This is a genomic window from Gammaproteobacteria bacterium (genome assembly GCA_035546635.1).
Lineage (GTDB): Bacteria > Pseudomonadota > Gammaproteobacteria > JAURND01 > JAURND01 > DASZWJ01.
In genome coordinates this window covers 1-25,070 of sequence record DASZWJ010000046.1, presented here as the reverse complement: position 1 = coordinate 25,070, position 25,070 = coordinate 1, and the positions used below count along the sequence as shown (strand labels likewise).

The window sequence follows — 25,070 nt, the reverse complement described above, 5'->3', positions numbered from 1 at the left end:
ATCTATAACGCCTTAATTGCCTGAATCAGTCTATTAACGACCTCCTGGCCGTCACCATACACCATATGGGTGTTATCCTTAGTAAACAAACTGTTTTCAACGCCGGAAAAACCTTTACCTTGCCCGCGTTTGATGACCAGGACGTTACGACATGCGGCGACATCTAGTATAGGCATACCATAAATAGGACTATTCGGCTCATTACGTGCAGCAGGATTCACTACGTCGTTGGCGCCTATGACCAAGCCAACATCGGCAGTGGCAAATTCGGCATTAATTTCTTCTAAATCAAAAATTTTGTCATAAGGCACGCCCGCTTCGGCCAAGAGCACATTCATGTGACCCGGCATGCGCCCAGCAACTGGGTGGATGGCGAATTTGACGCTGACACCGCGTTTTTCCAGAAGTTGTGCCAGCTCCCAGATTTTATGCTGCGCCTGTGCGACAGCCATGCCGTAGCCTGGCGCGATAATCACTTTATTTGCATAAGCCATCATCACCGCAGCGTCATTAGGCTCAATGTCCTTTAAGCTGCCTGTGGTTTCAGCTTCAGCTGTGGTCTTAGATTGGGTGATGGGTGAGAATAAAATGGAGAACACCGATTTATGCATGGCCTTGGCCATCAATTGCGTCAGCAACGTACCTGAAGCACCGACCACCGTGCCGGCAATAATTAATGCGGAATTGTTTAATACAAAACCGTTGAAGGCGACGGCAAGACCCGTCATCGCATTAAACAGGGAGATCACCACCGGCATATTGGCGCCGCCGATAGGTAGGGTAAAAGTGACGCCCAAGATCAAGAGTAATAAAAAGAAAGGCAGCATCAAAAGAGTAGCGCTGGGAAAAATCAGTAACAGTAAACCAAAAACCACAGCTGCAATTAAAATCACTAGGTTGAGAGCATAATGTCCCGGTAATACGATGGCGCGTTTTAGCCATTCTTGTAATTTGGCAAATGCCATCAAACTACCACTAAAAGATAAGGTGCCGATGATGGCTCCCAGTACTGCCAACGCACGTACACCCACAGAGATTTGCTGATGGTGTAGCAATTCTGAGGCCGCAATGATGGCTGCAGCGCCACCGCCCATGCCGTTATAGAGTGCTATCATCTGCGGTATGTTAATCATGGCCACTTTTTGACCGGTATACCAGGCAACGGTGGCACCCAGCACAATGGCGATGACGATCAGCACATAATTGAGCCATCCATGAATGCTAGGTAGAAAAAATGTAGCGAGGACCGCCACCAACATACCCCAACCTGCCAGCACAATACCGCTTTTGGCCGTTTTCGGGGATGACATTTTACGTAAGCCAACGATAAGCAGAATGGCGGTGATGAAGTAAATCAGTTGGATAAAACTATTCATTGGGTTTACGCTCAGTTTTAAACATACCTAACATGCGTTCAGTGACGACATAACCGCCCACAGCATTGAGGGTGGCAATCAGCACGGCAAAGAAACCTATAATCTGTTCCAACGGCGTTGTGGCCTGACCTAACGCGATCATGGCGCCAATGACGATAATGCCATGGATAAAATTGGTGCCTGACATCAGCGGTGTATGCAGAATAACTGGCACACGGTTGATGACTTCATAGCCAGTGAAGGCTGCTAGCATGAAGATGTAAAGGAAGGTTATAAAACCTGCGATCATGAATGGCTCCTGGTGGTTATAAAATACAGACATGTATGTCATTGCTTAAACCGCTTGTTTAACTTCCCCATCCCGAGTGACCAGACTCTCGGCAATAATTGCATCTTCCCAGTCAATCGCAATTTGTCCGTTTTTAATCAGCAGTTTTAAAAAATTTACCAAGTTTTTTGCATACATCCCACTGGCATCGCGGGCTAAACTGCTAGCTAGATTTAGCGGTCCATGAATAGTGACGCCTTGATGGTTAACCGTCGCACCCGGCTCGGTCAGTTCGCAATTACCGCCACTTTCCGCAGCAGCATCAATAATTAATGCACCGGCATGCATGGCTTCTACCATTTCTCGCGTGATGATTTTTGGTGCAGGTTTTCCCGGAATCGCTGCAGTGGCAATAATCACTTCGGTGTTGGCTATTGCATCAGTCAATGCGGCGCGTTGTTTCTCTTGTTCATCACTGGCTAATTCTCGCGCATATCCGCCGGCTGCCTCGGCTTTAATATCAATGCTTATCATTTTTGCACCTAAAGATTCCACCTGCTCTTTGGTTGCGCTGCGGATATCATAAGCTTTTACCAAAGCACCTAGGCGACGTGCGGTGGCGATGGCCTGCAGACCGGCAACGCCGGCGCCGATGACCAACACACTGACGGGACGTATAGTACCGGCAGCGGTGGTCAGCATAGGGAAAAAACGACTAGACATATTAGCGGCTAAAAGCGCAGCTTTATAACCTGCAGCCGTGGCTTGTGATGATAACGCATCCATTGCTTGAGCGCGGGAAATGCGTGGAATCAGTTCTATGGCGAAGCTAGTAACTTGCTGCGCGCGCAGTGCATCGACGATTTCAGGATGACGGCTTGGGAATAAAAAACTAAGTACTATCGCGCCTTTTTTATAAGCACGGATTTCTTCTGCTGTGGGTGGTTGTACTTTAAGAATGATATCCGCGTTTTGGTAAAGGGAAGCAAGATCATCGCAGATTTCAACTTGATGATAATCTTTATCAGGATAACCTGCTGCAAGTCCTGCACTTTTTTCCAATAAAATTGTAGCGCCGGCTTGTACCAGTTCTGGAATTAAATTGGGAGTGAGGGCGACACGCTGTTCATCTGCGAGACTTTCTCGGGGTATGGCAATGCGCATGGGAGGCTTCCGTTATTTGTTGCTGTAGCCATCAATGAATGGATTTTAGCGTTATGATGGTATGAAACCATCGACACTTTATCCGAGATGTTTTCTGAAACTGAGATTATTAAATAATAATGGCAAAAGAACAATAATGATATGACAAATAAATATATGTAGTTGCCATCATCTCCTCTGCTGCCCGCCACATTCCCGCAATTGACTTTATCCGCCCAGTCCCTTATAAGATGACAATCATTCCCATATCTTGTACTAAAAATACGCACATGTCCCTTGAACTTAGAGTACGAAAGCTCCAGCGCTGTGATTATCAGCAGACCTGGCAAGCCATGAAAGACTTTACCGAGCAAAGAAGCGACGCTACCCCTGATGAGATTTGGCTGTTGGAGCATCCGCCGGTATTTACGCAAGGTTTGGCGGGGAAAGCCGAACATCTACTTAGTCCTGGTGATATTCCGGTCATAGCCACTGACCGAGGAGGACAGGTGACTTATCATGGCCCGGGGCAATTAATCGTGTACACCCTATTTGATTTGCGCCGTTTAAATATCGGCATACGCCAGATGGTGCGGCTGCTGGAACAATCGGTGATTGGGGTGTTGGCGGAATATGCTATAGTGGCGCAAAACCGTTGTGATGCACCAGGCGTTTATGTGGATCAGGCTAAAATCTGTTCCATTGGATTACGCGTGCGCAAGGGGTGTTCTTATCATGGCATTGCGTTTAACTTAAGGATGGATTTGCAACCGTTTTTACGCATCAATCCTTGTGGCTTTCAAAATTTGCGGATGACGCAGTTAAGTGAATTAGTCAATAAGGCTGATATGGCTGAGGTGCAAGAACAGCTTATCCACCATTTGGTGAAAAATTTTGGGTATAATGGGTATAACTAGTCATTCTTTGCGAGTACTCAATATTCTACTTACAACTAAAAGTGTGCCAAAACCATGACCTCCCTCGATCCCAGCAGTAAACAACGTGCCGCAGATAAATTGGCACGTATTCCGATTAAAATTGCCGTGAGCGAGACAGTGCCGCGTAAACCGGATTGGCTGCGAGTTAAATTGCCTAACAACAATAAAATCACCGAACTGAAAAATCTGCTGCGCACGAACCGCTTAGTGACTGTCTGCGAGGAGGCATCCTGCCCGAATTTGCCGGAGTGCTTCACTCACGGCACTGCTACTTTCATGATTATGGGTGATAAATGCACCCGTCGTTGCAGCTTCTGCGATGTAGCCCATGGTCGCCCTGATCCACTTGACCCCAATGAACCGATTAACCTTGCAAAGACCGTCAGCATCATGGGTTTAAAATATGTGGTGATTACCTCAGTTGATCGTGATGATTTAAGAGATGGCGGTGCACAACATTTTGCTGCTTGTGTTAATGCCGTGCGTGAACATAATCCACAGATCAAAATTGAAGTGTTAGTACCGGATTTTCGCGGTCGCATGGAAAAGGCGCTAAAAGAATTAGCTTCTGCTCCCCCGGATGTTTTTAATCACAATATAGAAACCGTCCCGCGTTTGTATAAACAAGTAAGAGCGGGTTCAGATTACCATTGGTCTTTGAAATTATTACAAGAACACAAGCGTTTGTTTCCCCATATTCCCACCAAGTCTGGCCTGATGCTGGGCTTAGGAGAAACCATAGAAGAAGTTGAACAGGTTTTGCTGGATTTGCGTCAGCATGAGGTAGATATGCTAACTTTAGGGCAGTACCTACAACCTAGTCGTCACCATATACCCATTGCCCGTTATGTCACTCCGCCGGAATTTGAACAGTTACGCCTATTTGCACTGGCTGCCGGATTTACCCAGGTAGCTAGTGGTCCGTTAGTTCGTTCCTCGTACCACGCTGATAAACAGGCAGCGGGCGATAAGGTTTCCTGATCCATGGAATTTCCATTCCTGCATGGTTTTGTTAATTACCTGCACCAGCATCCGCATATGGGCGGTTTCTTCACGTTCTTGATTGCATTTGCTGAATCCCTGCCATTACTTGGTGCCGTTATTCCTGGCTCAGTGACTATGACCGCGGTCGGTGCGTTAATTGGCTCAGGCACAATGCCACTGACCCCGACGCTGATTTGGGCAGTCACAGGCGCATTTTGTGGTGATTATTTAAGTTATTGGTTAGGCGCACATTACAATGAGCGCCTGCGGACTATGTGGCCGTTCCGTAAACATCCAGAATGGTTATCGATGGGAGAGACATTTTTCCATAAACACGGCGGTAAAAGCGTGGTTATAGGCCGGTTCTTTGGGCCGGTGAGGAGCGCTGTCCCTTTAATTGCTGGATTATTACATATGAAGGTCGGCCGATTTGTGATTGCTGCCTTACCTTCAGCGATACTTTGGTCACTGGTCTACATAGGTCCTGGTATAGTCGTAGGTGCCTTGTCATTGGGCTTGCCACCGGCGACGGCCACTAAATTTATTCTCGCCATATTAGCCTTAGTGGCTTTTGGTTGGATATTCTTTGTTCTTTTACATATCTTCTTCAAAAAATTGGTCTCAGGCATTGATAAGCTCATGTCAGCCTGCTGGCGTTATTTGGCAGAACATCACAGCACGCACTGGATCATGTGGTTATTATGTGATCCACGCTTGTTAGAAACAGGTGGAAATATATTACCACCGCGCGTGCCTGGTGAAGACCCTTTGGTGCGTTTGTGGAAACCTTATCGTCAACTCACGCTTTTAGTTTCAGCGGTCATTTTCCTTGTGCTATTTGGGCTTACGTTTGTCAGTGTCCTATGGCAGGTAGGACTATCCCGCTTAAACGAGCCGTTATTTGAATTATTCCGCAGTCTGCGCAATCAGCTGGGTGATAAAATTATGGCGGCTTTTACCTTGCTAGGAGATGGTCATGCGATATTAATCGCGTCATTGATTATCCTGGCTTGGTTGCTGTTTCGGCGTTATTTTAGGGCGACAGTGTTTTGGATCATTATTGTCGTGCTAGGTCTTAGCGTAGCCGAAGTGATTAAACACCTGTATTACTTTCCAAGACCCCCTGGCTTGCTGCTCGGTCCGATCAATTCTTCATTTCCGAGTGGTCATACATTTTTAGCAGTGGCGTTTTTTGGATTTTTAGCCGCACTGATTTCACAATATTTGCCAACTGGGCGGCGTAAAATTCCGTTTTTAATTGCTGCTGTTTTTATAGCAGTGGTTGGACTGTCAAGACTTTACCTTGGGGCACATTGGTTAACGGATGTGGTAGCCAGCTTGTTTTTGGCATTAGCCTGTGTGTTGTTTGTGTTTATGTTATACCGTCGTAAACAGAGCCAGGTAATATCACCTAAGGCATTAACCTTTGTTACCGTAATTGCGGTTTTAGTGGGCTGGGCAGGTTATGGTGTACCGCATTTTCGCACTTTGGAATATGATTACACCCTGTATTGGCCAACAGTGACCATAGACACTGCCGGCTGGTGGCAGCATCGGACTGAGGAAATCCCACTATTTTTGGTTTCGCGTCTGGATAAACCGCGTGAAGTGCTGAATGTGCAATGGTTGGGTTCATTGGATGAGATTAAGCAGTCTTTAATTAAACAAGGTTGGCAGCCGCATGCCATGCAATTGAACTTAAAAAATACTTTCAATCGTTTGTCCCCCCGCACCAATCCTCAGCATTTGCCGGTGTTACCTACTTTATATCAGAACCGGGCACCCGCATTGGTGTTGACTAAGACCGACAGCCAGAATCGGCAAATCAATTTGGCGATCTGGAAATCCAATGTGACGTTGCTGGATAATAATGAGACGCTATGGCTAGGAAGCATTTATTATTATAAGCCGCGACATACCATGTCTACCTTGAGTCCTGACCAAATCGAACAATTGTATCAGAATGCAACCCAGCAATTGATTGCATCCTTACAAGGCTATCAATGGAAGACTATTGTTTTGGATCCTCGCCAGCAACCGCCAGTTATGCGTGATTTGTATTGGGATGGGGTGTTATTGCTGATTCGTAAGGGGGGTTAGATTTTGGGGTTAAATCCTCTTACAGCCTTGGTTTTTTCCATTCTCTCTTTGTGAGAGAAGTGCCTTCTTATAGCTTTGGCTTTTTTCCTTCTCCCACAAGGGGAGAAGGGAATCTGTATTTTTTTATTGATATAGGGAGATCATAATGACAGATAACTCTCAAAAATCCTCACACAGATTTATCGACAAAGTGCGTAGCCTTGGCAATCCGCGTATTCTAGTGACCATGTTATTAGCATTTTCTTCTGGGTTACCCTTATCTTTGACCGGCAGTACTTTGCAGGCATGGTACACCGTCAGCGGTGTTTCTATTATGGCCATCGGTGCCCTGAGTTTGGTTGGACAACCGTATGTCTATAAGTTTCTTTGGTCTCCATTGCTAGATCGCTATAATCCGCCCTTTTTGGGACGTAGGCGCGGTTGGGTGGCTATTTTCCAATTTGTGTTAGTACTGTCGTTGGCCATCATGGCGTTTATGAACCCTAAAACTACGCCTTGGTTACTGGCGTTCATGGCGTTATTGACCGCGTTTTTTTCAGCAACTCAAGATATTGCCATTGATGCTTACCGCACTGATTTGTTGCATGCGAATGAGCGTGGATTTGGTGCAGCAGTGACAGCATTTGGTTATCGAATTGCGCTGATATTCTCTGGCGGTCTGGCTTTAGTGATGGCTGATTTAATGGGTTGGCGCGCGACTTATTTAATCATGGCCGGCCTTCTGGCTCTAGAAATGCTGGTGGTGAGATTTTCGCCGGAACCTGAGCAAAGAACCAGTGCTCCCACCTCGTTAGTTAAAGCCCTGGTTGAACCTTTCAAGGAGTTTTTAACTCGGCCGGCAGCGATCGCCATATTATTATTTGTGTTGTTATATAAATTAAGCGATGTGATTGCGTTATCGTTGAGTACGCCATTTTTATTAAGAGGTATCGGTTTTAGTTTGAGTGATGTCGGGGTGCTGTATAAAACAGTGGGTTTAATTGCTACTTTATTCGGTGCTTTTGTTGGCGGAGCTTGGTTGGGTAGTATGGGTTTGTTCCGTTCTTTAATGGTATTTGGCATATTGCAGGGTTTGTCGAATTTAATGTTTGCTATATTGGCAATTGTAGGAAAAAGTTATCCTTTGTTGATTGGTACGATATTTATTGAAGGCTTTTGCGGTGGATTGAGTAATGTCGCTATTATTGCGTTTTTGATGGGCTTATGTAATGTGCGCTATACGGCGACGCAGTATGCGTTATTATCGGCTTTGTCAGCGATTCCTCGGGTTTTTATTGGTCCATTTGCGGCTTGGTTGGTGGAGGATGTAGGTTGGATCAATTTCTTTTTAATATCTGTCGTTGCGATGGTGCCTAGTTTAATTCTCTTGTGGTGGATGAAGCGCAAGATTGATTTTAACGCAACGCATTTGGGGTAGTGACTTGATTGAGAGCTCACTTGGGTGCCATTGGACGCTTGTGAGGAAACGGTCTAGGGGGAGGGCTACCACGAAAACGCTGTGAATACTTCCATGTACGCTCCATTGTTTCATCCATGAAACAAAGGTTTCGTGGTAGCCTCCCCCTAGACCGTTTCCTCACAAGCTTGCTTAAGTGCCATTTAAAATTTTTTATGAATGTTGAGATAGTTATGACTACACAAAATTATATTTATGGGTTGCATCCGATCAGTGCGCTAGTGAATAAAGAACCAAAACGTATTGTGCAGCTTTATGTGCAGGTTGGGCGGCATGATGGGCGTATGCAATCTGTTATCGATCGCGCTAAAGAAACGGGTATTAAAACGCAGGCGGTGTCGCGGGATTTTTTGGATAAGTTAAGTGGTTATCAGGTGCATCAAGGTTTGGTCGCAGAAGTGGAGGCGGCGTTAGAGAATTCTGAAGCGGATTTATGGCGGTTGTTAGATAAATTGGCTGAGCCGGTTTTGTTGTTGATTCTTGATGGGGTGCAAGATCCGCATAATTTGGGCGCTTGTTTGCGGGCGGCGAATGCTGCGGGTGTGCAGGCGGTAATTGTGCCTAAGGATAGGGCGGTGGCACTGACGCCGGTAGTTGAGAAGGTGGCAAGTGGCGCGGCGGCAATGACGCCTTTGATTCAGGTGACGAATTTGGTGCGGACTTTGAATGAGTTGAAGCAGCGTGGGGTATGGATTTATGGTGCCAGTGATGATGCCCAACAGAGTTTATTTCAAGCGAATTTAAGTGGTGGAGTGGCTTGGGTGTTGGGGGCGGAAGGTGCTGGTTTACGCCGATTAACGCGTGAGAATTGTGATGTGTTGTTGCATATTCCTATGCGCGGGACGGTGACTAGTTTGAATGTGGCTGTAGCAGCTGGTGTATGTTTGTTTGAGACGGTGCGGCAGAAGGGTTAAGCATTAAGCACCTCACCCCCTCACCCCCTTTGAAAAAGGGGGTCGAAGGCCGCAAGGCCTGAGGGGGGATTTAAGAAGCTAGTGAGTACTAACACACAATATTTGGCACCCAAAACTCCTTAAATCCCCCCTTGGCCTTACGGCCTTCGACCCCCTTTTTCAAAGGGGGTGAAAGTTAGAGGGGATAATTTACACAACGCTAGCGCTCACAACTTCGAATTACCCAACTGCTCCGCCGTCAACACAAACACCCCATGTCCGCCATGCTTAAATTCTAACCATAATAACGGTAAATCTGGAAAGCGCGCCTCTAGTGCTGGTGCGCTGTTACCTACCTCGACTATCAAAACACCTTGCGGCGATAAATAATGCTTAGCTTCAGTAATAATTCGTACTACTAGATCCAAACCATCCTCACCAGCTGCCAGTGCTATGATCGGTTCATGATGGTATTCGGGGGGAAGTTGCGTCATGTCTTCAGCATTGACATAAGGAGGATTGCTGACTATTAAGTCATAGCTACGGGGGATTAGACCAGAAAACAAGTCGGAATTGATTAGATTGACTGAATTGGTTACGCCATGGCGCTCGATATTTTGTTTAGCAACCTCTAAGGCTTCAGAGCAAATATCGACAGCATCGACTTCAGCTTCTGGAAAAGCCAGTGCACAAGCAATGGCGATGCAGCCGCTACCGGTACATAAATCCAATACTCGGGTGATAGGGGTTTCATCTAACCAAGGGGAAAAGCCGTGCTCTATGAGTTCGGCGATGGGTGAGCGAGGAATTAATACGCGTTCATCGACATAAAATGGCAGTCCGGCGAACCAGGCTTCGCGGGTTAAGTAGGCAGCGGGTTTGCGCTCACTGATGCGACGTTGGAATAATTGGGCGATATGCAGCCGTTCGCTGATGAGTAGTTTTGCATCAGCAGCTTTATCATCTTCAGCGGGTGTAAGATGCAGGGCATGGCGTGCCAGAAATACGGCTTCATCCCAGGCGTTATCGATACCGTGACCGAATGTTAGATTGGCGGCATTGAATTGGCTGGCACCCCAGCGCACCATGTCGCGCAGGGTTTGCAATTCGCGGATGGCATGATCTAGACTTGAATTTTTCAATGAAGAAGGCCTCAGTGAGGGGAGCATGATTATGCCCAAAAAACCACGGATTACTCAAGAAGAGCGTGATCTTTTCAGGGCTTCTGTACCTAAAGTAGCGCCACTTAAGCAGCATCAGCAGTATGTGTCTGGTCCTTCCTCGGCCAAAAAACTTAAAATTTCGACATTTGTTCCTAGAGCAGAACAAGAACCGGAAATTATTCCACTGCGTGAAGATCCATCTTTAGAACCAGTAAACAGTGAAGATTTTTTAAGTTTCTCTCAGACAGGATTGCAATACCGCACTTTACAGAGATTACGTCGTGGGGAAATGGTAATAGATGCGGAGATAGATTTGCATGGTTTAACGGTAGTGCAGGCAGAGGCAGTATTGGGACAGTTTTTAGCTGAGGCGCTAAAGAGGGGGTGGCGTTGTGTTTGTATCATTCATGGCAAGGCGGCACGCAAGGAAGACAACCGGCCGATATTGAAAAATAAAGTGAATCAGTGGTTGCGCCTATATCCGGGTGTGTTAGCATTCTGTTCAGCTAAGCCGGGACATGGCGGGGTAGGGGCAGTTTATGTGTTGTTGAAACGGTTATGAGCGGTCAAGAATTGACCCAAAAACAGCGGAAAATCTCCATGAAAAATAAAACGATCATCATTGGCATCGCCGGCGCTTCCGGTTCAGGAAAAAGCCTCCTAGCTAACACCATCGTCGGCGAATTAGGCTCTGACCGTGTGGTCGTAATTTCTGAGGATTCTTACTATAAAGACCGCCCTGATTTACCACTGGCTGAACGTGAAAAAATTAATTACGACCACCCAGCCGCCTTTGAACATGCGTTATTAGTTCAGCATATAGAAAGGCTACAGGGAGGTGAGCATGTTGAAATTCCTTTATACAACCATGCCCAACATTTACGCAGCAAAGAAACCCAAGTCATAGGTCAGCACACCATCATCGTATTAGAAGGCATATTGTTGCTAAATGATGCGATGTTGCGTGAAAAAATGAACATCCGCATTTTTATAGACACCCCCCTGGATGTTTGTCTTGTGCGCAGACTACGTCGCGATATTATCGAGCGTCAGCGCTCAATTGAGTCAGTCCTTTCACAATATGAAACCACCGTACGGCCTATGTACCTGCAATTTATCGAGCCATCCAAGCGCTATGCCGACATTATTGTCCCGCGTGGCGGTGAGAATCGTATCGCCATTGAAGTCATCAAGGCGAAAATGCGTGAGTTGTTAAATGGTGGTTATGCGGATTTGATCGTATAAGTATTAGGAATCAGGTGGATAGCCTTGCCCAAGGCCGCTTGTCTGATTCTATTGCATCAATAAAAACCTAAATTTCCCCAGCTTTTCATATTTTGCCATATTTTTAATAGTTCCTTGGTGTTAATATTTCTTTAATATTAGTATGTTAGGTTCTCTGTAATCATTGATTATTTTAAAGCATTTCTAATCAATTAGACCATGACAGCTATATTTTAGCGTGAGCTTGGCACTGATTTTAAATGTATCCTCCGTCATTTTTGATTATGGAAGCTCGCTTATGGTTACGTCTCCTTTTGAAACTCTAATTGAAGAATGTATAAAAAATATTAAATCAGAAAATACCCGTGATAAAAAAATGGCTGCGGCAAAAACAGGTGGCTATGAAACTGAAGATGATTTTATAAACGATGGTTTATTAGATATAGCTTATAGATTAACTACCGATATAGTAAGCATAAGTCAAGAACTGTCTCATCAAGAGAACTTAAAAAGAGGTCGTAGTAAAGAAGAACTGAATGAATTTGTATTGAATAATGAAACATTAACTGAAGTTATTTATTGGCTAATTCGCGGTTCTAAATATGCGAATGCTGCAAAAGAAGAAGATTTAAAATTAAAGTTAAATCAATTATATGAGAAATGTAGAGACGAGACACAGGGATTGGCTTTGGAGCTAGATGAGTGGCAACAAAAAGAGACAAAGGGTGGTGGAAAAGTCAAACCTCAAACTTTAAAAGCTGTAGAAAAATTTAAGATAAGATTAAAAAAATATGAGGCTTTAGAGCAAATTCTTATTGCCCTTAATTTAAGCCTCAATGCTAAAAACGTAGGCACATGTTCAAGCATTGAGGTGCCAGCCGCTCACATAGCAGATAAACTTATCATGAAGGGATGGATGGTAAAATACTTCCATTATCAGAGTCTTAGAGAAAAGTTGTCTCAATCAACAAAGGATGAGAAAGTAAAGGTTGTTGCTTCGTCTCCTGTACAAGCTTCACCTGACGCCTTGGATTCTAGCACGAGTAAAAAAAGTTCAGACAATGTCTTAGTATCCAGTAGTGATGATTCAAGACATTCCGCCTCAACCCAAAGTCCCCCGCCCAGCCCTACTAAAAACAGAAAATCTGATACCAGCGGCAGCAGAAAAAATTCAGATGCCAGTGATGATGGTTTAAAATCAACTTCAAGCCCATCGTCCAGCCCTAAAAAAACTAAAAACCTTGACGCTAGCACTGGTAGCGAAGGCTCAGGCAATACTTCCGATTACAGCGAGGATGATTCAAAGCGATCTTCTTCAACAGAAACTCCACCGCCTAGCCCTAAAAAAACTAAAAACCCTTTTGTAGCTGCGAAGCGACAGAACAATAATGATGCAATATTATTAATTCATCCAAAGGCTATTTTAGCCCATGTCGGTCACTTTACACGTTTTTGGTGGTGGGTTGCTGGGAAGTTGGGGATTAAAACTACTGCACATAAATATAGCAGAATTCCAGTATCATCACCGACTCGTGCGGTTACTTATGAAGATAAAAAGAATATAGGTAATTTAGGTGATCCAGATGGAAAAGTAAAAGCTAATGAACAAAAGCCTCATTCCACAGCGAAAAATTCAACGACTTTAATCTTGGGTTCAAAGCCAAATGAGCATAATCCTAACACTAGTAAAAAAGTGGCCTCAACTGTAAAAAAATCGCCTGTTTTGATTCATTCTGCAAGAGGAGTAGTGGGATTCATACGAAATAAAAGAATGCCTAATCCTCCTATAGAGAAAAAACCAAAAGTTTATGAAGCGGCATCGGGACAAAAATTTGTAGTACGGAATGCAGATACAACGAGCGTTGAACCTAGCGTAATTCCAGTTCCTTTTACTTTGCACAAACAAAAAACTAGTTTTTGGGAACGGGTTACTAGCTTGTTATCTGGCGCCAATCCAAAAAATAGTTCTCTTGATGCTAAGCGTTTAAGGGACAATAAAGCTAATGTGAGCTCTATTGATAAAGATTTAAAGGGCAACAGGGAACAGGGACATGGTGAAGACCGAATACAGATAATTCTTTGAAGAATAAGTTTAGCAGAAGAAATTCTCCTCATTTATTCAAAAAGCCATCTTGTGATAAAAATGATCCCTGAAATTAATCATGCTCCCGGGTAGCAAAAAACTCGATATCCGGCCAGCGCTCCTGTGTCAGATTTAAATTCACCATATTCGGTGCCAGATAAGCCAGGTTATCGCCATTATCTAGCGCCAAATGTGCGGCAAGGCTATTTTTAAACTCTTCCAACTTTTTTGCATTATGACTGCGAACCCAGCGTACCGTCGCCACCGAAACCGGCGCATAGGCGCATTCCACGTTATATTCATGCTTCAAGCGATAAGCAACCACATCAAACTGTAGTATACCGACGGCGCCGAGAATATACTCATTGCTTATCAACGGTCTGAAAACTTGCGTTGCGCCTTCTTCTGATAACTGTAACAAACCTTTTTGCAACGCTTTCATTTTCAGTGGATCTTTTAAACGCACCAGCTTGAAAATTTCCGGGGCGAAGTAGGGAATGCCGGTGAATTTTAGTGCCTCACCTTGTGAAAATGTATCGCCAATCTGAATAGTGCCGTGATTATGCAGGCCGATGATATCGCCGGGAAATGCCTCTTCGACATGCTCGCGGTCACCAGCCATAAAGGTTAAAGCATGATGGATTTGAATATCACGGCCTATGCGGATATGACGAATTTTCATACCGTTGACATAGCGACCGGAGCAGACACGTAAAAAAGCGATACGGTCGCGGTGCGCCGGGTCCATATTGGCCTGGATTTTAAAAACAAAACCGGTAAATTTTTCTTCATCAGGCTGCACTTCCCGAGTCAAAGTTTTTCGCGGCTGCGTGGCAGGTGCATAATCGACTAAGGCATCCAGTAATTCGCGCACCCCAAAATTATTCAACGCAGAACCAAAAAATACCGGAGTTAATTGGCCGGCTAAATAATCTTGCAAGTTAAATTCCGGGCTTGCTCCCTGCACCAATCCCAATTCTTCTCGAAATGCGCTAATGCGATCGCCTAGCAGATTTTGCAGTTTAGGATCATTTAAATCATTAATTTGCTCGATATCCTGCACACGTTCGCCTTTACCTGGTCGATAATGATAGATGGCGCGTTCCAATAAATGATAAACGCCTTTGAATTCTTTACCCATGCCAATCGGCCAGGTGATAGGTGCGCAACGTATTTTGAGAATTGCTTCTACTTCATCCAACAATTCTATGGGTTCGCGCGTATCTCTATCCATCTTGTTAATAAAAGTAATGATGGGGATATTGCGCATGCGGCAAACTTCTAACAGCTTAATCGTGCGCGGTTCTACACCTTTGGCGGCGTCGATGACCATAAGTGCCGAATCAACAGCGGTTAAGGTACGGTAAGTGTCTTCAGAAAAATCTTCATGGCCAGGTGTGTCTAAGAGATTAATGATGCAATCGCGGTAAGGGAATTGCATTACTGATGTGGTGACGGAAATGCCGCGTTGTTTTTCCAATTCCATCCAATCGGAGGTAGCATGACGCGAGGATTTCCGGCCTTTCACTGTACCGGCTAAAGTGATAGCGCCGCCAAATAACAGCAGTTTTTCAGTGAGTGTGGTTTTACCGGCATCTGGGTGAGAAATAATGGCGAAGGTGCGGCGTTTGGTGATTGCTTGGGATAATGTGGTCATGGGTTTATATAGTTGTGAAAATTTAAAGGAAATTTGAATAGTTAGTCGCTGGCGCGAAACTAAAAAAATGGATGTCATTCCCGCGAAGGCGGGAACCCATCCTTAACAGGCATTCAAACCTTTTAAAGATCATTTGAACTTCATTTCGATGAAATTAATGAAGTTTTTTTGCCTGTTAAGAATGGGTTCCCGCCTTCGCGGGAATGACATCCATTTTTTGAATTTAGCGCCAGCGACTAGTTACTATTATTTTTGTTGAGCTTCCCCAATAGCTTGCTGAGTTCGCTTGTCCAGAAAGAAAATCTTCTTTGCAAAAACCTTCAAGGAAATGGCAAGCATCCTTTCAGGCATTCCAAGCTACAATTCTTTTAGCAACTGTAGCAATTCATCTTCCGACAGTATCTGCACTTTTAATTCCTCGGCTTTAGCCAACTTGAAGCCTGGATCAGCACCTGCCACCACATAGGTCGTTTTAGCAGAAACACTACCGCTGACCTTACCCCCTAGCGCTTGGATCTGTTCTTTGGCAGCATCACGGGTCATGGTGGCTAAAGTTCCAGTCAACACAAAAGTCTTACCATTCAACGGCAAGTCGTTTTGCTTAGGACGCGGTGCCATTTCCTGCCAGTGTACCCCAAGCTGCTGCAATTTGGCGATAAGTTCGCGATTATGCGGTTGGCGGAAAAATCCGGCAATATTGGCGGCGACAATGGGGCCAATGTCAGCGACCTCCTGCAGTTGAAGTTCATCTGCCTGCATAATATGTGCTAATCCGCCAAAATGCTGCACCAGATTTAATGCGGTAGCTTCACCGACTTCACGTATGCCTAGGGCATACATAAACCGCGGTAAAGTCGTGGCTTTGCTTTTGTCCAAAGCATCTATGAGATTCTGCGCAGATTTTTCTCCCATGCGTTCTAGGGATAACCATTGTGCTTTGGTCAGTAAAAAAACATCGGCAATATCACGTGCTAATTTGACAGTCACCAGTTGCTCAATGATTTTATCGCCCAATCCCTCGATATCCAGCGCCCTGCGAGAAGCGAAGTGCTTAATCGTCTCTTTTAATTGCGCCTGACAAAACAGTCCCCCTGTGCAACGTGCTACTACCTCACCTTCGGGTTTAATCACTTCGGCATGGCAAACGGGGCAATGTTTAGGTAAAAGTACTTTATGCGTATGTGCCGGGCGTTTATCCAGGATGACAGAAACCACATCAGGAATCACATCTCCTGCGCGTCGCACAATGACCATATCACCCACCCGCACATCTTTACGCCATACTTCATCCATATTGTGCAGTGTTGCATTGCTGACGGTTACGCCACTGATGACGACTGGAGCAAGCCGTGCGACTGGAGTAATAGCGCCGGTGCGTCCAACTTGAAACTCAATCGCTTCTACTTGCGTCATTTCTTCACGTGCTGGAAATTTATGTGCAATAGCCCAACGCGGTGCGCGTGAAATAAAGCCTAATTCACGTTGTTGGTCAAAACGATTAACTTTATAAACTACCCCATCAATTTCATAAGGTAAGCTATCGCGAATGGCTGCCATATGGTGAAAAAATTCCACACAGGGTTCAATGCCGGTGACGTGGATAATTTCTGGATTAACCGGCAATCCCCAACCTTTGAAATCTTCCAACATATCGCTGTGTTTATCTGCAACATGGCCGCCTGCGACTTTACCTAATGCATAGCAAAACAAGGATAATGGCCTGCTGGCGGTAATTTTAGGATCAAGTTGCCGCAGACTGCCGGCAGTGGCATTGCGCGGATTGGCAAATTCTTTTTCTCCTGCTGCGCGGGCTTTGGCATTATAATTTTCAAAACTAATAAGCGGCATATAGATTTCACCGCGAACTTCTAAAATATCTGGATAACCGCTGCCGCGTAAATGCAGTGGCACAGCAGGAATTGTGCGTACGTTCTGGGTAATATCTTCACCCGTCAAACCATCTCCCCGCGTAGCGCCGCGTGTTAACACGCCTTTTTCATAACGCAGACTCACTGCCACGCCATCTAATTTAGGTTCGCAAACGTATTCAATCGGTTTATCAGTCTCTAAGCGCTGTCGAACCCGTTTGTCAAAAGCAATTAACTCAAGTTCTGAAAAAGCATTATCCAAAGACAGCATCGGCACTTCATGAGTGACTGCTGCAAATTCTTTCAATGGCTGAGCACCGACGCGTTGCGTGGGTGAATCCGGGGTGATGAGTTCGGGATGCTCGCTTTCTAAGGTTTGCAGCTCCCGAAACAGACGATCGTATTCCGCATCGGGGATGGTGGGATTATCCAGGACGTAGTAGCTGTAATTGTGTTCGTCAATTTTCTGACGTAGCTGTTCTAAGTGTTGGGATATTTTTTGAGGGAAATTCTTCATGCGTTATTTACACGAACATTGCTACGCTGGAGATGAAGTGCGGTTGACGGTTTCATATGTATTGTAGCCTCTTTGATTTCCTCAGAGATAAGTACGCCATTTCGCAATTTTCTCATCAGTTAAGGGCTGTCGTTGTTCATCTAAAAGTTGCCCGCCTAGATCCTCAGCTAATTCGTTGGCGGTGCTTAGCATCAGATCAAAAACCTGGGTGGGATTTTGCACTGTGGGGATTTGCATAAACAATGTCAGGCCAGTGGTGGCGAAGCTGCCCATTTTGGGTAAATCAAAAGTGCCGGGTTCGATGGAAGATACCAAGTTAAATAAGATATTGCCGCGTCCGGTGGGGTCTTCATAGCGGTGGAACAGCCCTTTTTTGCTGTAGCGTAGACCGGAGGTTAATAAAGCTTGTAATAGTTCATAACCGCGATAGGGTTGGTGTGGCTCTGCTACCAGATTAATAATAATCAGGTCAGTCATTTTTAATGCGGGTGGGGCAGGCTCGGGTTCTTGAGATTGAGGATGGTCAAGATGAGAATCCAGTGGCTCAGGCTCAGATTCAGGCGGATTTATATTGTGTTTTTGTTCCACAGAATATTCTGCGTTATACGGATGACTGGTGTTTTTAATTGCGCTGGTGTTTTTTGCGGTTGCTGTTGATTTGGGTGGAACGGCCACGGCTTCAATTGGGTCATTGCTGAGAAAGGGTTCCTGTTGTCTTCGACGTTTTTCAGGCGGACTTTGTTTCAGGGCGCGTACGACCCCAATAATCACTAGCCCGATTAGGGCGAATAACAGAATAAAGTTCACTCAGTTTATCCTCATGGGTGGTAGTACTGTTATTGTAAGTTTTTATTGGGGTAATTGTAAATTTCTACTTAAAAATAGTGATACATTTTTCTTTTCACTACTCCGCCATCGCCATCGCCTGGTCGATATCCACTGTCACTAAGCGTGATACCCCAGGTTCTTGCATGGTGACTCCCACCAGTTGCTGCGCCATTTCCATGGCCACTTTATTATGGCTGATATAAATAAATTGTACCTGATTAGCCATCGATTGTACCAGACGGCAAAAGCGGCCGACATTTGCTTCATCCAATGGCGCGTCCACCTCGTCTAATACGCAAAATGGCGCAGGATTTAACTGGAACAAAGCAAAAACCAAGGCAATAGCGGTTAAGGCTTTTTCGCCGCCGGATAACATATGGAGCATAGTGTTACGTTTGCCTGGGGGTTGGGCGCGGATTAATACGCCGGCATCTAGTACTTCCTCACCGGTTAATTCTAACTGCGCATTGCCACCTGGGAACATGCTTTGATAGAGGTTTTGGAAATTCTCATTCGCGCGCTCGAAAGTTTCTCTGAGACGGCTTCTCGATTCGCGATCAATTTTGCGTATCGCTTCTTCTAGTGTCGCCAAGGCTTCACATAAATCTTTATCCTGATTATCCAAATAGGTTTTGCGCTCTAACACGGTGCTGTACTCTTCAATTGCGGCAAGATTAATCGCGCCTAAACGCTGAATGCGGTTTTCAATTTGTTCCAGATTTTGCTGCCAAGCAGTGGTTTCAGCTTCTTCTGGTAATTCTTGTAGCAATTGTTCTAAGGTAAATTCAGCTTGTTGAATCTGTTCCAAATGGTTCTCTAAATGGGCTTGGGTCGTGCTTTGTTCAATGCGGATTTGTGCCAAGGCATCTCTTAAGCTTTGGGCGGCATTTTCTGTTGCTGTGCGTTGTTGTTCAATGTCACGCAATTGCTGTTCCAGTTGGCTGACCTGGTGGCGTGCAGTTTGCAGTTCTTTTTCAACGACGCTGCGTTCATGTAATAAATTTTGTAAACCTTCTTGTAATTCCGGCAGTGGTAACTGGATATCTTCTTGACGTGCTAACAATTCGTCGCGGCGTTGTTCCAATTGCGTAAGTTGTTTTTGGGCGCGGACAATATTTTGCTGCAAATAATGCAGTTGATTTTGGCAGGAAGACAGTCGCACTTGCTGTTCATCGGCATTTTGTTTAGCCGTTTGCGCGCGTTGCCTTAATTCCTGGCAAGTGGTGTTATGGGAGTCGCGTGACTTCAGTAAATGTTCACGGCGGGCGGCGAATTGCTGTTGGGCGAGTTGCGCCGTTTCTGCCAATTCTTGGATTTCTGCAAGTTGTTCCTGTGTTTGTTCTAACAGTTGTTGTTGCTGGTCTAATTCATGAGTGATGGCGGCCTGACGTTGGCGTAGCTGTTCTAGATGCGTGTTTTTTGCGCTGAGTTGTGCATGCAATTCGCTGTATTCTCTGGAGTTTTCGCGAAATTCACGCTGTTGATTGTCGCGTTTTTCTTCATATTGCTTGAGGGTAGTTTGAATATGCGTTAGCTGATTTTCTATTGTCTGCAGTTGTTCCTGATAGCTGGTGATTGAGGTATGAATTTCCTGCAAGGCTTGCTTGCGCTGTAAAATGCCGGTGGATTCATCTTGGGCTCTGCTGATGCGTACCCAGCAAGGACCAAACCAAACACCATCGCGTGTCACAATGGATTCGCCAGGTTTTAAAGCAGAAGTTAGTTCTAATGCTTGTGTGGTGCTTTCAACGGCATAGATGCCATGCAACAAGGTGGCAAGGGGTAGGTCGGAAGCAATCTTGCTGGCTAAAGGAACGAATTGTGGCGAACTTGCTGAGATTGGACTGGATTTTTCCAAACCTGAAGTAGTGTGATAGACTGCTAATCGTCCTGCTACTGGGCTATTTGCTGCTAATGTCAAATCTTGTGGATTATCAGTACATACCGCTTCCAGATAGGGAGCAAGTACGGTTTCCACAGCAGTTTCCCAGCCATTATCGACTTGTAACCCTTCCAGTAGACGCGGTTTTTCTGCCCATCCTTGCTGATTCAGCCATTCTGAAACGCCTTGATCTGCTTTGCCTAAGGCGGCTTGCTGCAAGGCATCAAGGGAAGCCTGGCGTTGTTGGAGTTTTTGTAATTCTTGGCGTTGAGTGTCTCGTTCAGTTTGGGTTTGCTGAATTGTTTCTCGGAGCTGCTGTATTTGTGCATTTAATTCTGCAGCTTGTTCTTGGTCTAGATCCAATTGTTGCTTTAATTGCGTCGATTGTGTAGCTAATGTGTCAATCTCTGCGGGTAATTGACCAAAATCTAATTGTTGCTGTTGTTGGGCTAAACGTTGAATCTGCTGCCCAATATCTTGGCTTTTTTGTGTCAAGTGGGTCAGGCGGGTTTTTTCCAGTTGGGCTTTTTGTTCGGCCTGTGAGGATTCGGTTTGGAAGCTGTCCCAAGTTTGTTGCCAAGTAGTGCGTTGTTGCTCGGCCTCTTGCAGTTGCTGTTGGACATGTTCGGCCAGCGCTGCAGCTTCTTTGCTTAAGGGTTCTAAGGTGGTGATTTCTTGCGAGAGGTTTTCAATATTTTCTGCATCATCGCTTAAGTTTTGTTCGGCTTCTTGCCAGGCGGTTTCCATTTGTGCGAGGTCACTGGCCAGTTGGCGTTCGCGTTCCTTGATATGATTGATGCGTTGTTCTTGGCTGGCAATATCAGCCCCGAGTTGGTAGAAGCGCCCCTGCACGCTATTGAAGCTTTCATTAGCAGCAGATTGCAGTTCGCGATGTTGTTCTATTTCGCGTTCAATTCGCCGATGATCTGCGATTTTGCCTTCTAATTCGGTAGTTTTTTGTGCAAGAAGCAATTGATGGCCAACGATTTTTTCATTTAAGGTTTTGGCGTGCAGGGCATGTAATTGCCCTTTGACTAGGCGTTGTTCTTGTTTTAAGTTTTTATAGCGTTCGGCGGCATTGGCCTGACGTTTTAAGTGCTCTAGCTGTTTTTCCATTTCTAAGCGTAAATCGGTCAGGCGTTCTAAGTTTTCACGGGTGCTGCGGATGCGATTTTCAGTTTCACGGCGGCGTTCGCGGTATTTGGAGATGCCGGCAGCTTCTTCCAAGTAGATGCGGATATCTTCCGGTTTGCCCTCGATGAGCTGTGAGACCACGCCTTGCTCAATGATGGCGTAGCTGTCGGGTCCAAGACCGGTGCCTAAGAAAACATCAAGAATATCGCGACGGCGACAACGCGAGCTATTTAAGTAAAACTGCGACTGGCCTTCACGGGTGATTTCGCGGCGAATAGAGATTTCGCTATATTGGGCATAAGCGCCACCCAACCCGCCTTGGCTGTTGTCGAATAGCAGCTCAATAGCCGCCTGGCCGACTGGTTTGCGATGTGCAGTGCCGTTGAAGATCACATCAGTCATCAGCCCACCACGCAACTGTTTAGCCGAGCTTTCGCCTATAACCCAGCGGATGGCATCAACTATATTGGATTTGCCGCAGCCGTTGGGACCAACGATAGCGGTTAAGTTGCTATTTAGGGTGACGGCGGTAGGATCAACAAAGGACTTGAAGCCGGCGAGTTTGATGGTTTTAAGGCGCATGTTTGGGAATTCCCTGGAACGAAACTATAGACCGGATTCTAGCAGATATTTGGCGTTGGTTTACATAGATTGATAGCCATGTTGGTGGTTGGGGGAGGGGGAGGGCTGCTCCTACAGAGCAAATTTCCTAACTGGCTTTTAATATCCTTAATATTCACTTAAGATGTAATAGTTATAATCACGACACAGATAGCTTTGGAAATGGCCAAAGTAAACGGGCGGTTGGCAGGGAGGAAAAGATAGTGCTGGCTATTATTTCATACCAGGATTTAGACTACGGGGTGCAAAAATGCAACAAAAAATTGATAACCTAAATGAAGAAAAGAGCGAAATTGATGAGAGAATAGAGAGTTGTTCTGATGAAATAACGAGATTAAAAAATAAAACTATTGATACGGAAAAAGAGTTAGAAATATTCACCAGTACAAAAAATACTGAAAAAAGAGCGTATGAACAAGAATTACGAGAACTGCAAAGACAATTAGCGAAATTAAAGGAGGAAGAAGGAACCAAACCTTCAGTTGATGATATAGAAAATCTAGAAAGTCAGATACGGGTAAAGCAAAATTTTATTGCTGACATAGAAGCAGAATTAATTGAAGGCAAAGCCGAAAAGAATGCTTCCATAAAAAAACATCAGCTGACTATAGATCAATTGGAGCGTACTCAAGCTAGCTTAACTAAAGGGAGAGATAAAATAGTAGGAAAAATTGGCTCTTTGGAGAGTGAGAGTGCTGCTGAAGACAAGAAAGCTCGTGGGAAACAGACATGGCAAGCTAATGTTAATAGACATGCAGATAGATTGGATGATCGTGCAGAAGATGCGCATGCCAAGGCAAATAATTATGGAGCAGCTGCGATTGGCTGCATAGTATTAACAATGCTAATTCCAGCTTTAGCACCGGTACTTATTCCTACAGCTGTAGGTTTAGCGGGCGCAGCCTGTGTTGAGAAGAAAAAAGAACTTGATGTTAACAAAGAAATCAGTAGGCATAACGAACAAGTGGATAGGCATTTATTAAAACCACCTGCTTAAGTAATTGAATCTAAAGGATTAACTTTTGTTGTTTGAATTTTAAACATAATTTTGTTGTATGAGAGAGAGGTAATATTTATGGCGATAGATAAAGCAGCTGAAGAAGCTAAAAAAACAACACAGGCACTCCAAAACGCTGCGCAAGCTGCTCCTGAGCCGGCGCCCCCAGCGGAAGCAGAGGATGATGAACCTGAAAATCAGCAGGAACAAGCAAAGAAATCCGAGGATGATCCTTCTTTAACTGATAAATTTCTTAAGAAGTCTGCAGATATTGGTTGGGATAGCATGAAAAGCGCTGTCACTGAAGCACCTCCTAAAGACGACAATGTTATGGCAGATTTAGTCAAACGTGGGGTACAGTTAGCTGTAGGGGGAGCAATTTTTGGCACGGCTAAATTAGCACAAGGTGCAAAAGCCTTAGGAGAAATGGCTTTTGAAGATTCAGAGAAAGCCAGACGAGTTCCAGAGGATGGCCAAGAAGATTCGCTTACTCTATCTTCGCCGCACAGTTTCTTTAAAGGGGCTTATGATAAACAACAGGAAGCTAAAGAAACTAAAGAAGCAGAAGAAGATGATTCACTTAGGCTCGGGTAGTCGTCGTGAGTCAGTTGGTTAGGGGTGCGATTAACTTCACAACTTCAATTCAATAGTAAATATTCTCATCTTGTGTGAACGTTCTAATTAGTGGCGCTCAAGGATACTAAAAAAGCCTGGCATTGCCGCGTAGGCGCACTAGTGTCCGGTTAACTACTGTAACCCTCTCTCCCTAACCCTCTCCTACAAGGGAAGGGGGGATACAGCGCTTTGCCGGACAATAGTGCGCTTATGCGGCAATGCCAGGCTTTTTTCGTACCCTAACATTTAACGGCAATAGTTTTTCATATTCTTAAGCTGTACTTAAGCTGCAATGGATATAATACAAGTTCATAACCGGTATAATTATTATATGCTGTAAATGAGGTATTTATTTTGGAATCGATCAAATCAGAAATAGAAGAAACTACGCAAGATACTTCCGATGTAGTAACAACCCCCACCACCGATACGCCCAACCCTTCAGATCAAACAGAAGCTGGTGATAACGTCGATTTGTCACAACCAAAATTAGCTCCAAAGCCAAGTGATGCTGAACCAACTCCCCCCAAAGATCAACCGCAAAAAGAGCAGCCTAAAGATCAGCAACAGAAAAAAAAGCCGGAAAACAAAGATAAAAAGCCCGAAAATCAAAAAGAACAGCCGGAAAATGAGGACGCTATCTTTGCGAATGCAATCAGAGATGGCCTTAGAATTATTATATCGGAAACTGGTAAAGCCATCGAAGCGCTAAGAAAGCGTTTAAAGAATAAAAAAGAAGAACAGCCTAAAGAAAGTCCTAAAGAAGCGCCACCGCCAAAAGATAAAAAAGACAATGAAAACCCTAGTAATTCTGGTGAAAATAAAATCTTTAATAAAGTCACTAATAGAAAATTAGATGATGCGCTAGATGAGCTTGACGCAAATTTAGAGCGTGCTGCAAACAATTCAGCGGAAGTCTTAGAAGCTGAAGCAGGATTTGAACCTGGCGCAAGACCTGAAGGTTATGGTGCAGCTGAGGTTGAGTTTATGGATGGAGCAGGGCCTGAAGGTCAACCGAACAACATAGTAGATGGAGCTGAATTTGAAGATGAGGCAGGCCCTGAAGGTCAACTAAACTTAGCAGGTGAAGCAGAATATGGTGAGCCTAGAGTGGAACCTCAGCTAGGCGAAGTAGAAAAAAATAAACCTGGAGCCGAAGGCATCATCAACACAACGAATGATGTAACTGAAGGTTTAGGTGAAGTAGGTGAAGGTTTAGGTGAAGTAACCAGTGTTGGCGGTGAAGGTTTAGGTGAAGTAGGTGAAGGTTTAGGTGAAGTAACCAGTGTTGGCGGTGAAGGTTTAGGTGAAGTAGGTGAAGGT

At 44.9% G+C, this 25,070-nt stretch carries 19 protein-coding genes; 11 read left to right on the top strand and 8 right to left on the bottom strand.

The window, feature by feature from the left end:
* Window positions 1–2: 2 nt before the first annotated feature.
* The 3 genes from VHE99_12290 to VHE99_12280 are packed head-to-tail and all read right to left on the bottom strand — an operon-like array spanning window position 3 to window position 2,808.
* Window positions 3–1,376, bottom strand: coding sequence for an NAD(P)(+) transhydrogenase (Re/Si-specific) subunit beta (locus VHE99_12290; protein HVV69788.1), 1,374 nt, complete (start codon window positions 1,374–1,376; stop codon window positions 3–5).
* Window positions 1,369–1,665: an NAD(P) transhydrogenase subunit alpha gene (locus tag VHE99_12285; protein HVV69787.1), complete on the bottom strand. Its 297-nt coding sequence runs from the start codon at window positions 1,663–1,665 to the stop codon at window positions 1,369–1,371. The genes VHE99_12290 and VHE99_12285 overlap by 8 nt, the downstream gene beginning before the upstream one ends.
* Before the next feature lie 45 nt (window positions 1,666–1,710).
* Window positions 1,711–2,808 (bottom strand): Re/Si-specific NAD(P)(+) transhydrogenase subunit alpha, encoded by a 1,098-nt coding sequence (locus VHE99_12280; protein ID HVV69786.1) that lies wholly within the window; start codon window positions 2,806–2,808, stop codon window positions 1,711–1,713.
* 269 nt (window positions 2,809–3,077) lie between these two features.
* On the opposite strand from VHE99_12280, the gene lipB reads away from it, so the two are divergent.
* From lipB to rlmB, 5 genes are all read left to right on the top strand, one after another.
* Window positions 3,078–3,704, top strand: a complete 627-nt coding sequence (lipB, locus tag VHE99_12275) for a lipoyl(octanoyl) transferase LipB (GenBank protein ID HVV69785.1) — start codon at window positions 3,078–3,080, stop codon at window positions 3,702–3,704.
* A gap of 54 nt (window positions 3,705–3,758) precedes the next feature.
* A complete protein-coding gene (gene lipA, locus VHE99_12270) occupies window positions 3,759–4,706 on the top strand; it encodes a lipoyl synthase (protein HVV69784.1) in 948 nt (315 codons plus the stop codon).
* 3 nt (window positions 4,707–4,709) lie between these two features.
* On the top strand, window positions 4,710–6,809 hold the full coding sequence (locus VHE99_12265) for a VTT domain-containing protein (GenBank protein HVV69783.1): 2,100 nt from the start codon (window positions 4,710–4,712) through the stop codon (window positions 6,807–6,809).
* A gap of 145 nt (window positions 6,810–6,954) precedes the next feature.
* A complete protein-coding gene (locus tag VHE99_12260) occupies window positions 6,955–8,226 on the top strand; it encodes an MFS transporter (protein HVV69782.1) in 1,272 nt (423 codons plus the stop codon).
* A gap of 212 nt (window positions 8,227–8,438) precedes the next feature.
* Window positions 8,439–9,179: a 23S rRNA (guanosine(2251)-2'-O)-methyltransferase RlmB gene (gene rlmB / locus VHE99_12255; protein ID HVV69781.1), complete on the top strand. Its 741-nt coding sequence runs from the start codon at window positions 8,439–8,441 to the stop codon at window positions 9,177–9,179.
* 206 nt (window positions 9,180–9,385) lie between these two features.
* On the opposite strand, the gene prmB is transcribed toward rlmB, so the two are convergent.
* The gene (prmB, locus tag VHE99_12250) at window positions 9,386–10,300 is read right to left on the bottom strand and encodes a 50S ribosomal protein L3 N(5)-glutamine methyltransferase (protein HVV69780.1); all 915 of its coding nucleotides are present in this window, start codon (window positions 10,298–10,300) and stop codon (window positions 9,386–9,388) included.
* Between the two features lie 31 nt (window positions 10,301–10,331).
* Between prmB and VHE99_12245 the strand changes: the two genes are divergently transcribed.
* The 3 genes from VHE99_12245 to VHE99_12235 all read left to right on the top strand — a co-directional run bounded on the left by VHE99_12245 (window position 10,332) and on the right by VHE99_12235 (window position 13,628).
* Window positions 10,332–10,883, top strand: coding sequence for a Smr/MutS family protein (locus tag VHE99_12245; GenBank protein HVV69779.1), 552 nt, complete (start codon window positions 10,332–10,334; stop codon window positions 10,881–10,883).
* 38 nt (window positions 10,884–10,921) lie between these two features.
* Entirely contained in the window at window positions 10,922–11,566 is a 645-nt protein-coding gene (gene udk / locus VHE99_12240; GenBank protein HVV69778.1) for a uridine kinase, read from the top strand.
* A 277-nt stretch (window positions 11,567–11,843) separates the two neighbouring features.
* Window positions 11,844–13,628 carry a hypothetical protein gene (locus tag VHE99_12235; GenBank protein HVV69777.1) on the top strand — a complete coding sequence of 595 codons (1,785 nt, stop codon included), beginning with the start codon at window positions 11,844–11,846 and terminating at the stop codon, window positions 13,626–13,628.
* Window positions 13,629–13,701: 73 nt separating this feature from the next.
* On the opposite strand, the gene VHE99_12230 is transcribed toward VHE99_12235, so the two are convergent.
* The 4 genes from VHE99_12230 to smc all read right to left on the bottom strand — a co-directional run bounded on the left by VHE99_12230 (window position 13,702) and on the right by smc (window position 22,096).
* Window positions 13,702–15,285 carry a peptide chain release factor 3 gene (locus VHE99_12230; protein HVV69776.1) on the bottom strand — a complete coding sequence of 528 codons (1,584 nt, stop codon included), beginning with the start codon at window positions 15,283–15,285 and terminating at the stop codon, window positions 13,702–13,704.
* A gap of 357 nt (window positions 15,286–15,642) precedes the next feature.
* A complete protein-coding gene (gene ligA, locus VHE99_12225) occupies window positions 15,643–17,670 on the bottom strand; it encodes an NAD-dependent DNA ligase LigA (GenBank protein HVV69775.1) in 2,028 nt (675 codons plus the stop codon).
* A gap of 81 nt (window positions 17,671–17,751) precedes the next feature.
* Complete coding sequence (gene zipA, locus VHE99_12220; protein HVV69774.1) at window positions 17,752–18,477, bottom strand: cell division protein ZipA; 726 nt, start codon at window positions 18,475–18,477, stop codon at window positions 17,752–17,754.
* Between the two features lie 97 nt (window positions 18,478–18,574).
* Complete coding sequence (smc, locus tag VHE99_12215; protein ID HVV69773.1) at window positions 18,575–22,096, bottom strand: chromosome segregation protein SMC; 3,522 nt, start codon at window positions 22,094–22,096, stop codon at window positions 18,575–18,577.
* Window positions 22,097–22,385: 289 nt separating this feature from the next.
* Here smc and VHE99_12210 point away from each other — a divergent pair, with 289 nt between their 5' ends.
* From VHE99_12210 to VHE99_12200, 3 genes are all read left to right on the top strand, one after another.
* Window positions 22,386–23,132: a hypothetical protein gene (locus VHE99_12210; GenBank protein HVV69772.1), complete on the top strand. Its 747-nt coding sequence runs from the start codon at window positions 22,386–22,388 to the stop codon at window positions 23,130–23,132.
* 78 nt (window positions 23,133–23,210) lie between these two features.
* Entirely contained in the window at window positions 23,211–23,726 is a 516-nt protein-coding gene (locus tag VHE99_12205; protein ID HVV69771.1) for a hypothetical protein, read from the top strand.
* 375 nt (window positions 23,727–24,101) lie between these two features.
* On the top strand, window positions 24,102–25,070 hold a 969-nt coding region (locus tag VHE99_12200; GenBank protein HVV69770.1), incomplete at its 3' end, for a hypothetical protein.

What these genes read in the sequence shown, in the direction of transcription:
- VHE99_12290 (HVV69788.1), bottom strand. Translation starts at nt 1,376, where the DNA reads ATGAATAGTTTTATCCAACTGATTTACTTCATCACCGCCATTCTGCTT.
- VHE99_12285 (HVV69787.1), bottom strand. Translation starts at nt 1,665, where the DNA reads ATGATCGCAGGTTTTATAACCTTCCTTTACATCTTCATGCTAGCAGCC.
- VHE99_12280 (HVV69786.1), bottom strand. Translation starts at nt 2,808, where the DNA reads ATGCGCATTGCCATACCCCGAGAAAGTCTCGCAGATGAACAGCGTGTC.
- lipB (HVV69785.1), top strand. Translation starts at nt 3,078, where the DNA reads ATGTCCCTTGAACTTAGAGTACGAAAGCTCCAGCGCTGTGATTATCAG.
- lipA (HVV69784.1), top strand. Translation starts at nt 3,759, where the DNA reads ATGACCTCCCTCGATCCCAGCAGTAAACAACGTGCCGCAGATAAATTG.
- VHE99_12265 (HVV69783.1), top strand. Translation starts at nt 4,710, where the DNA reads ATGGAATTTCCATTCCTGCATGGTTTTGTTAATTACCTGCACCAGCAT.
- VHE99_12260 (HVV69782.1), top strand. Translation starts at nt 6,955, where the DNA reads ATGACAGATAACTCTCAAAAATCCTCACACAGATTTATCGACAAAGTG.
- rlmB (HVV69781.1), top strand. Translation starts at nt 8,439, where the DNA reads ATGACTACACAAAATTATATTTATGGGTTGCATCCGATCAGTGCGCTA.
- VHE99_12245 (HVV69779.1), top strand. Translation starts at nt 10,332, where the DNA reads ATGCCCAAAAAACCACGGATTACTCAAGAAGAGCGTGATCTTTTCAGG.
- udk (HVV69778.1), top strand. Translation starts at nt 10,922, where the DNA reads ATGAAAAATAAAACGATCATCATTGGCATCGCCGGCGCTTCCGGTTCA.
- VHE99_12235 (HVV69777.1), top strand. Translation starts at nt 11,844, where the DNA reads ATGGTTACGTCTCCTTTTGAAACTCTAATTGAAGAATGTATAAAAAAT.
- VHE99_12230 (HVV69776.1), bottom strand. Translation starts at nt 15,285, where the DNA reads ATGACCACATTATCCCAAGCAATCACCAAACGCCGCACCTTCGCCATT.
- ligA (HVV69775.1), bottom strand. Translation starts at nt 17,670, where the DNA reads ATGAAGAATTTCCCTCAAAAAATATCCCAACACTTAGAACAGCTACGT.
- smc (HVV69773.1), bottom strand. Translation starts at nt 22,096, where the DNA reads ATGCGCCTTAAAACCATCAAACTCGCCGGCTTCAAGTCCTTTGTTGAT.
- VHE99_12210 (HVV69772.1), top strand. Translation starts at nt 22,386, where the DNA reads ATGCAACAAAAAATTGATAACCTAAATGAAGAAAAGAGCGAAATTGAT.
- VHE99_12205 (HVV69771.1), top strand. Translation starts at nt 23,211, where the DNA reads ATGGCGATAGATAAAGCAGCTGAAGAAGCTAAAAAAACAACACAGGCA.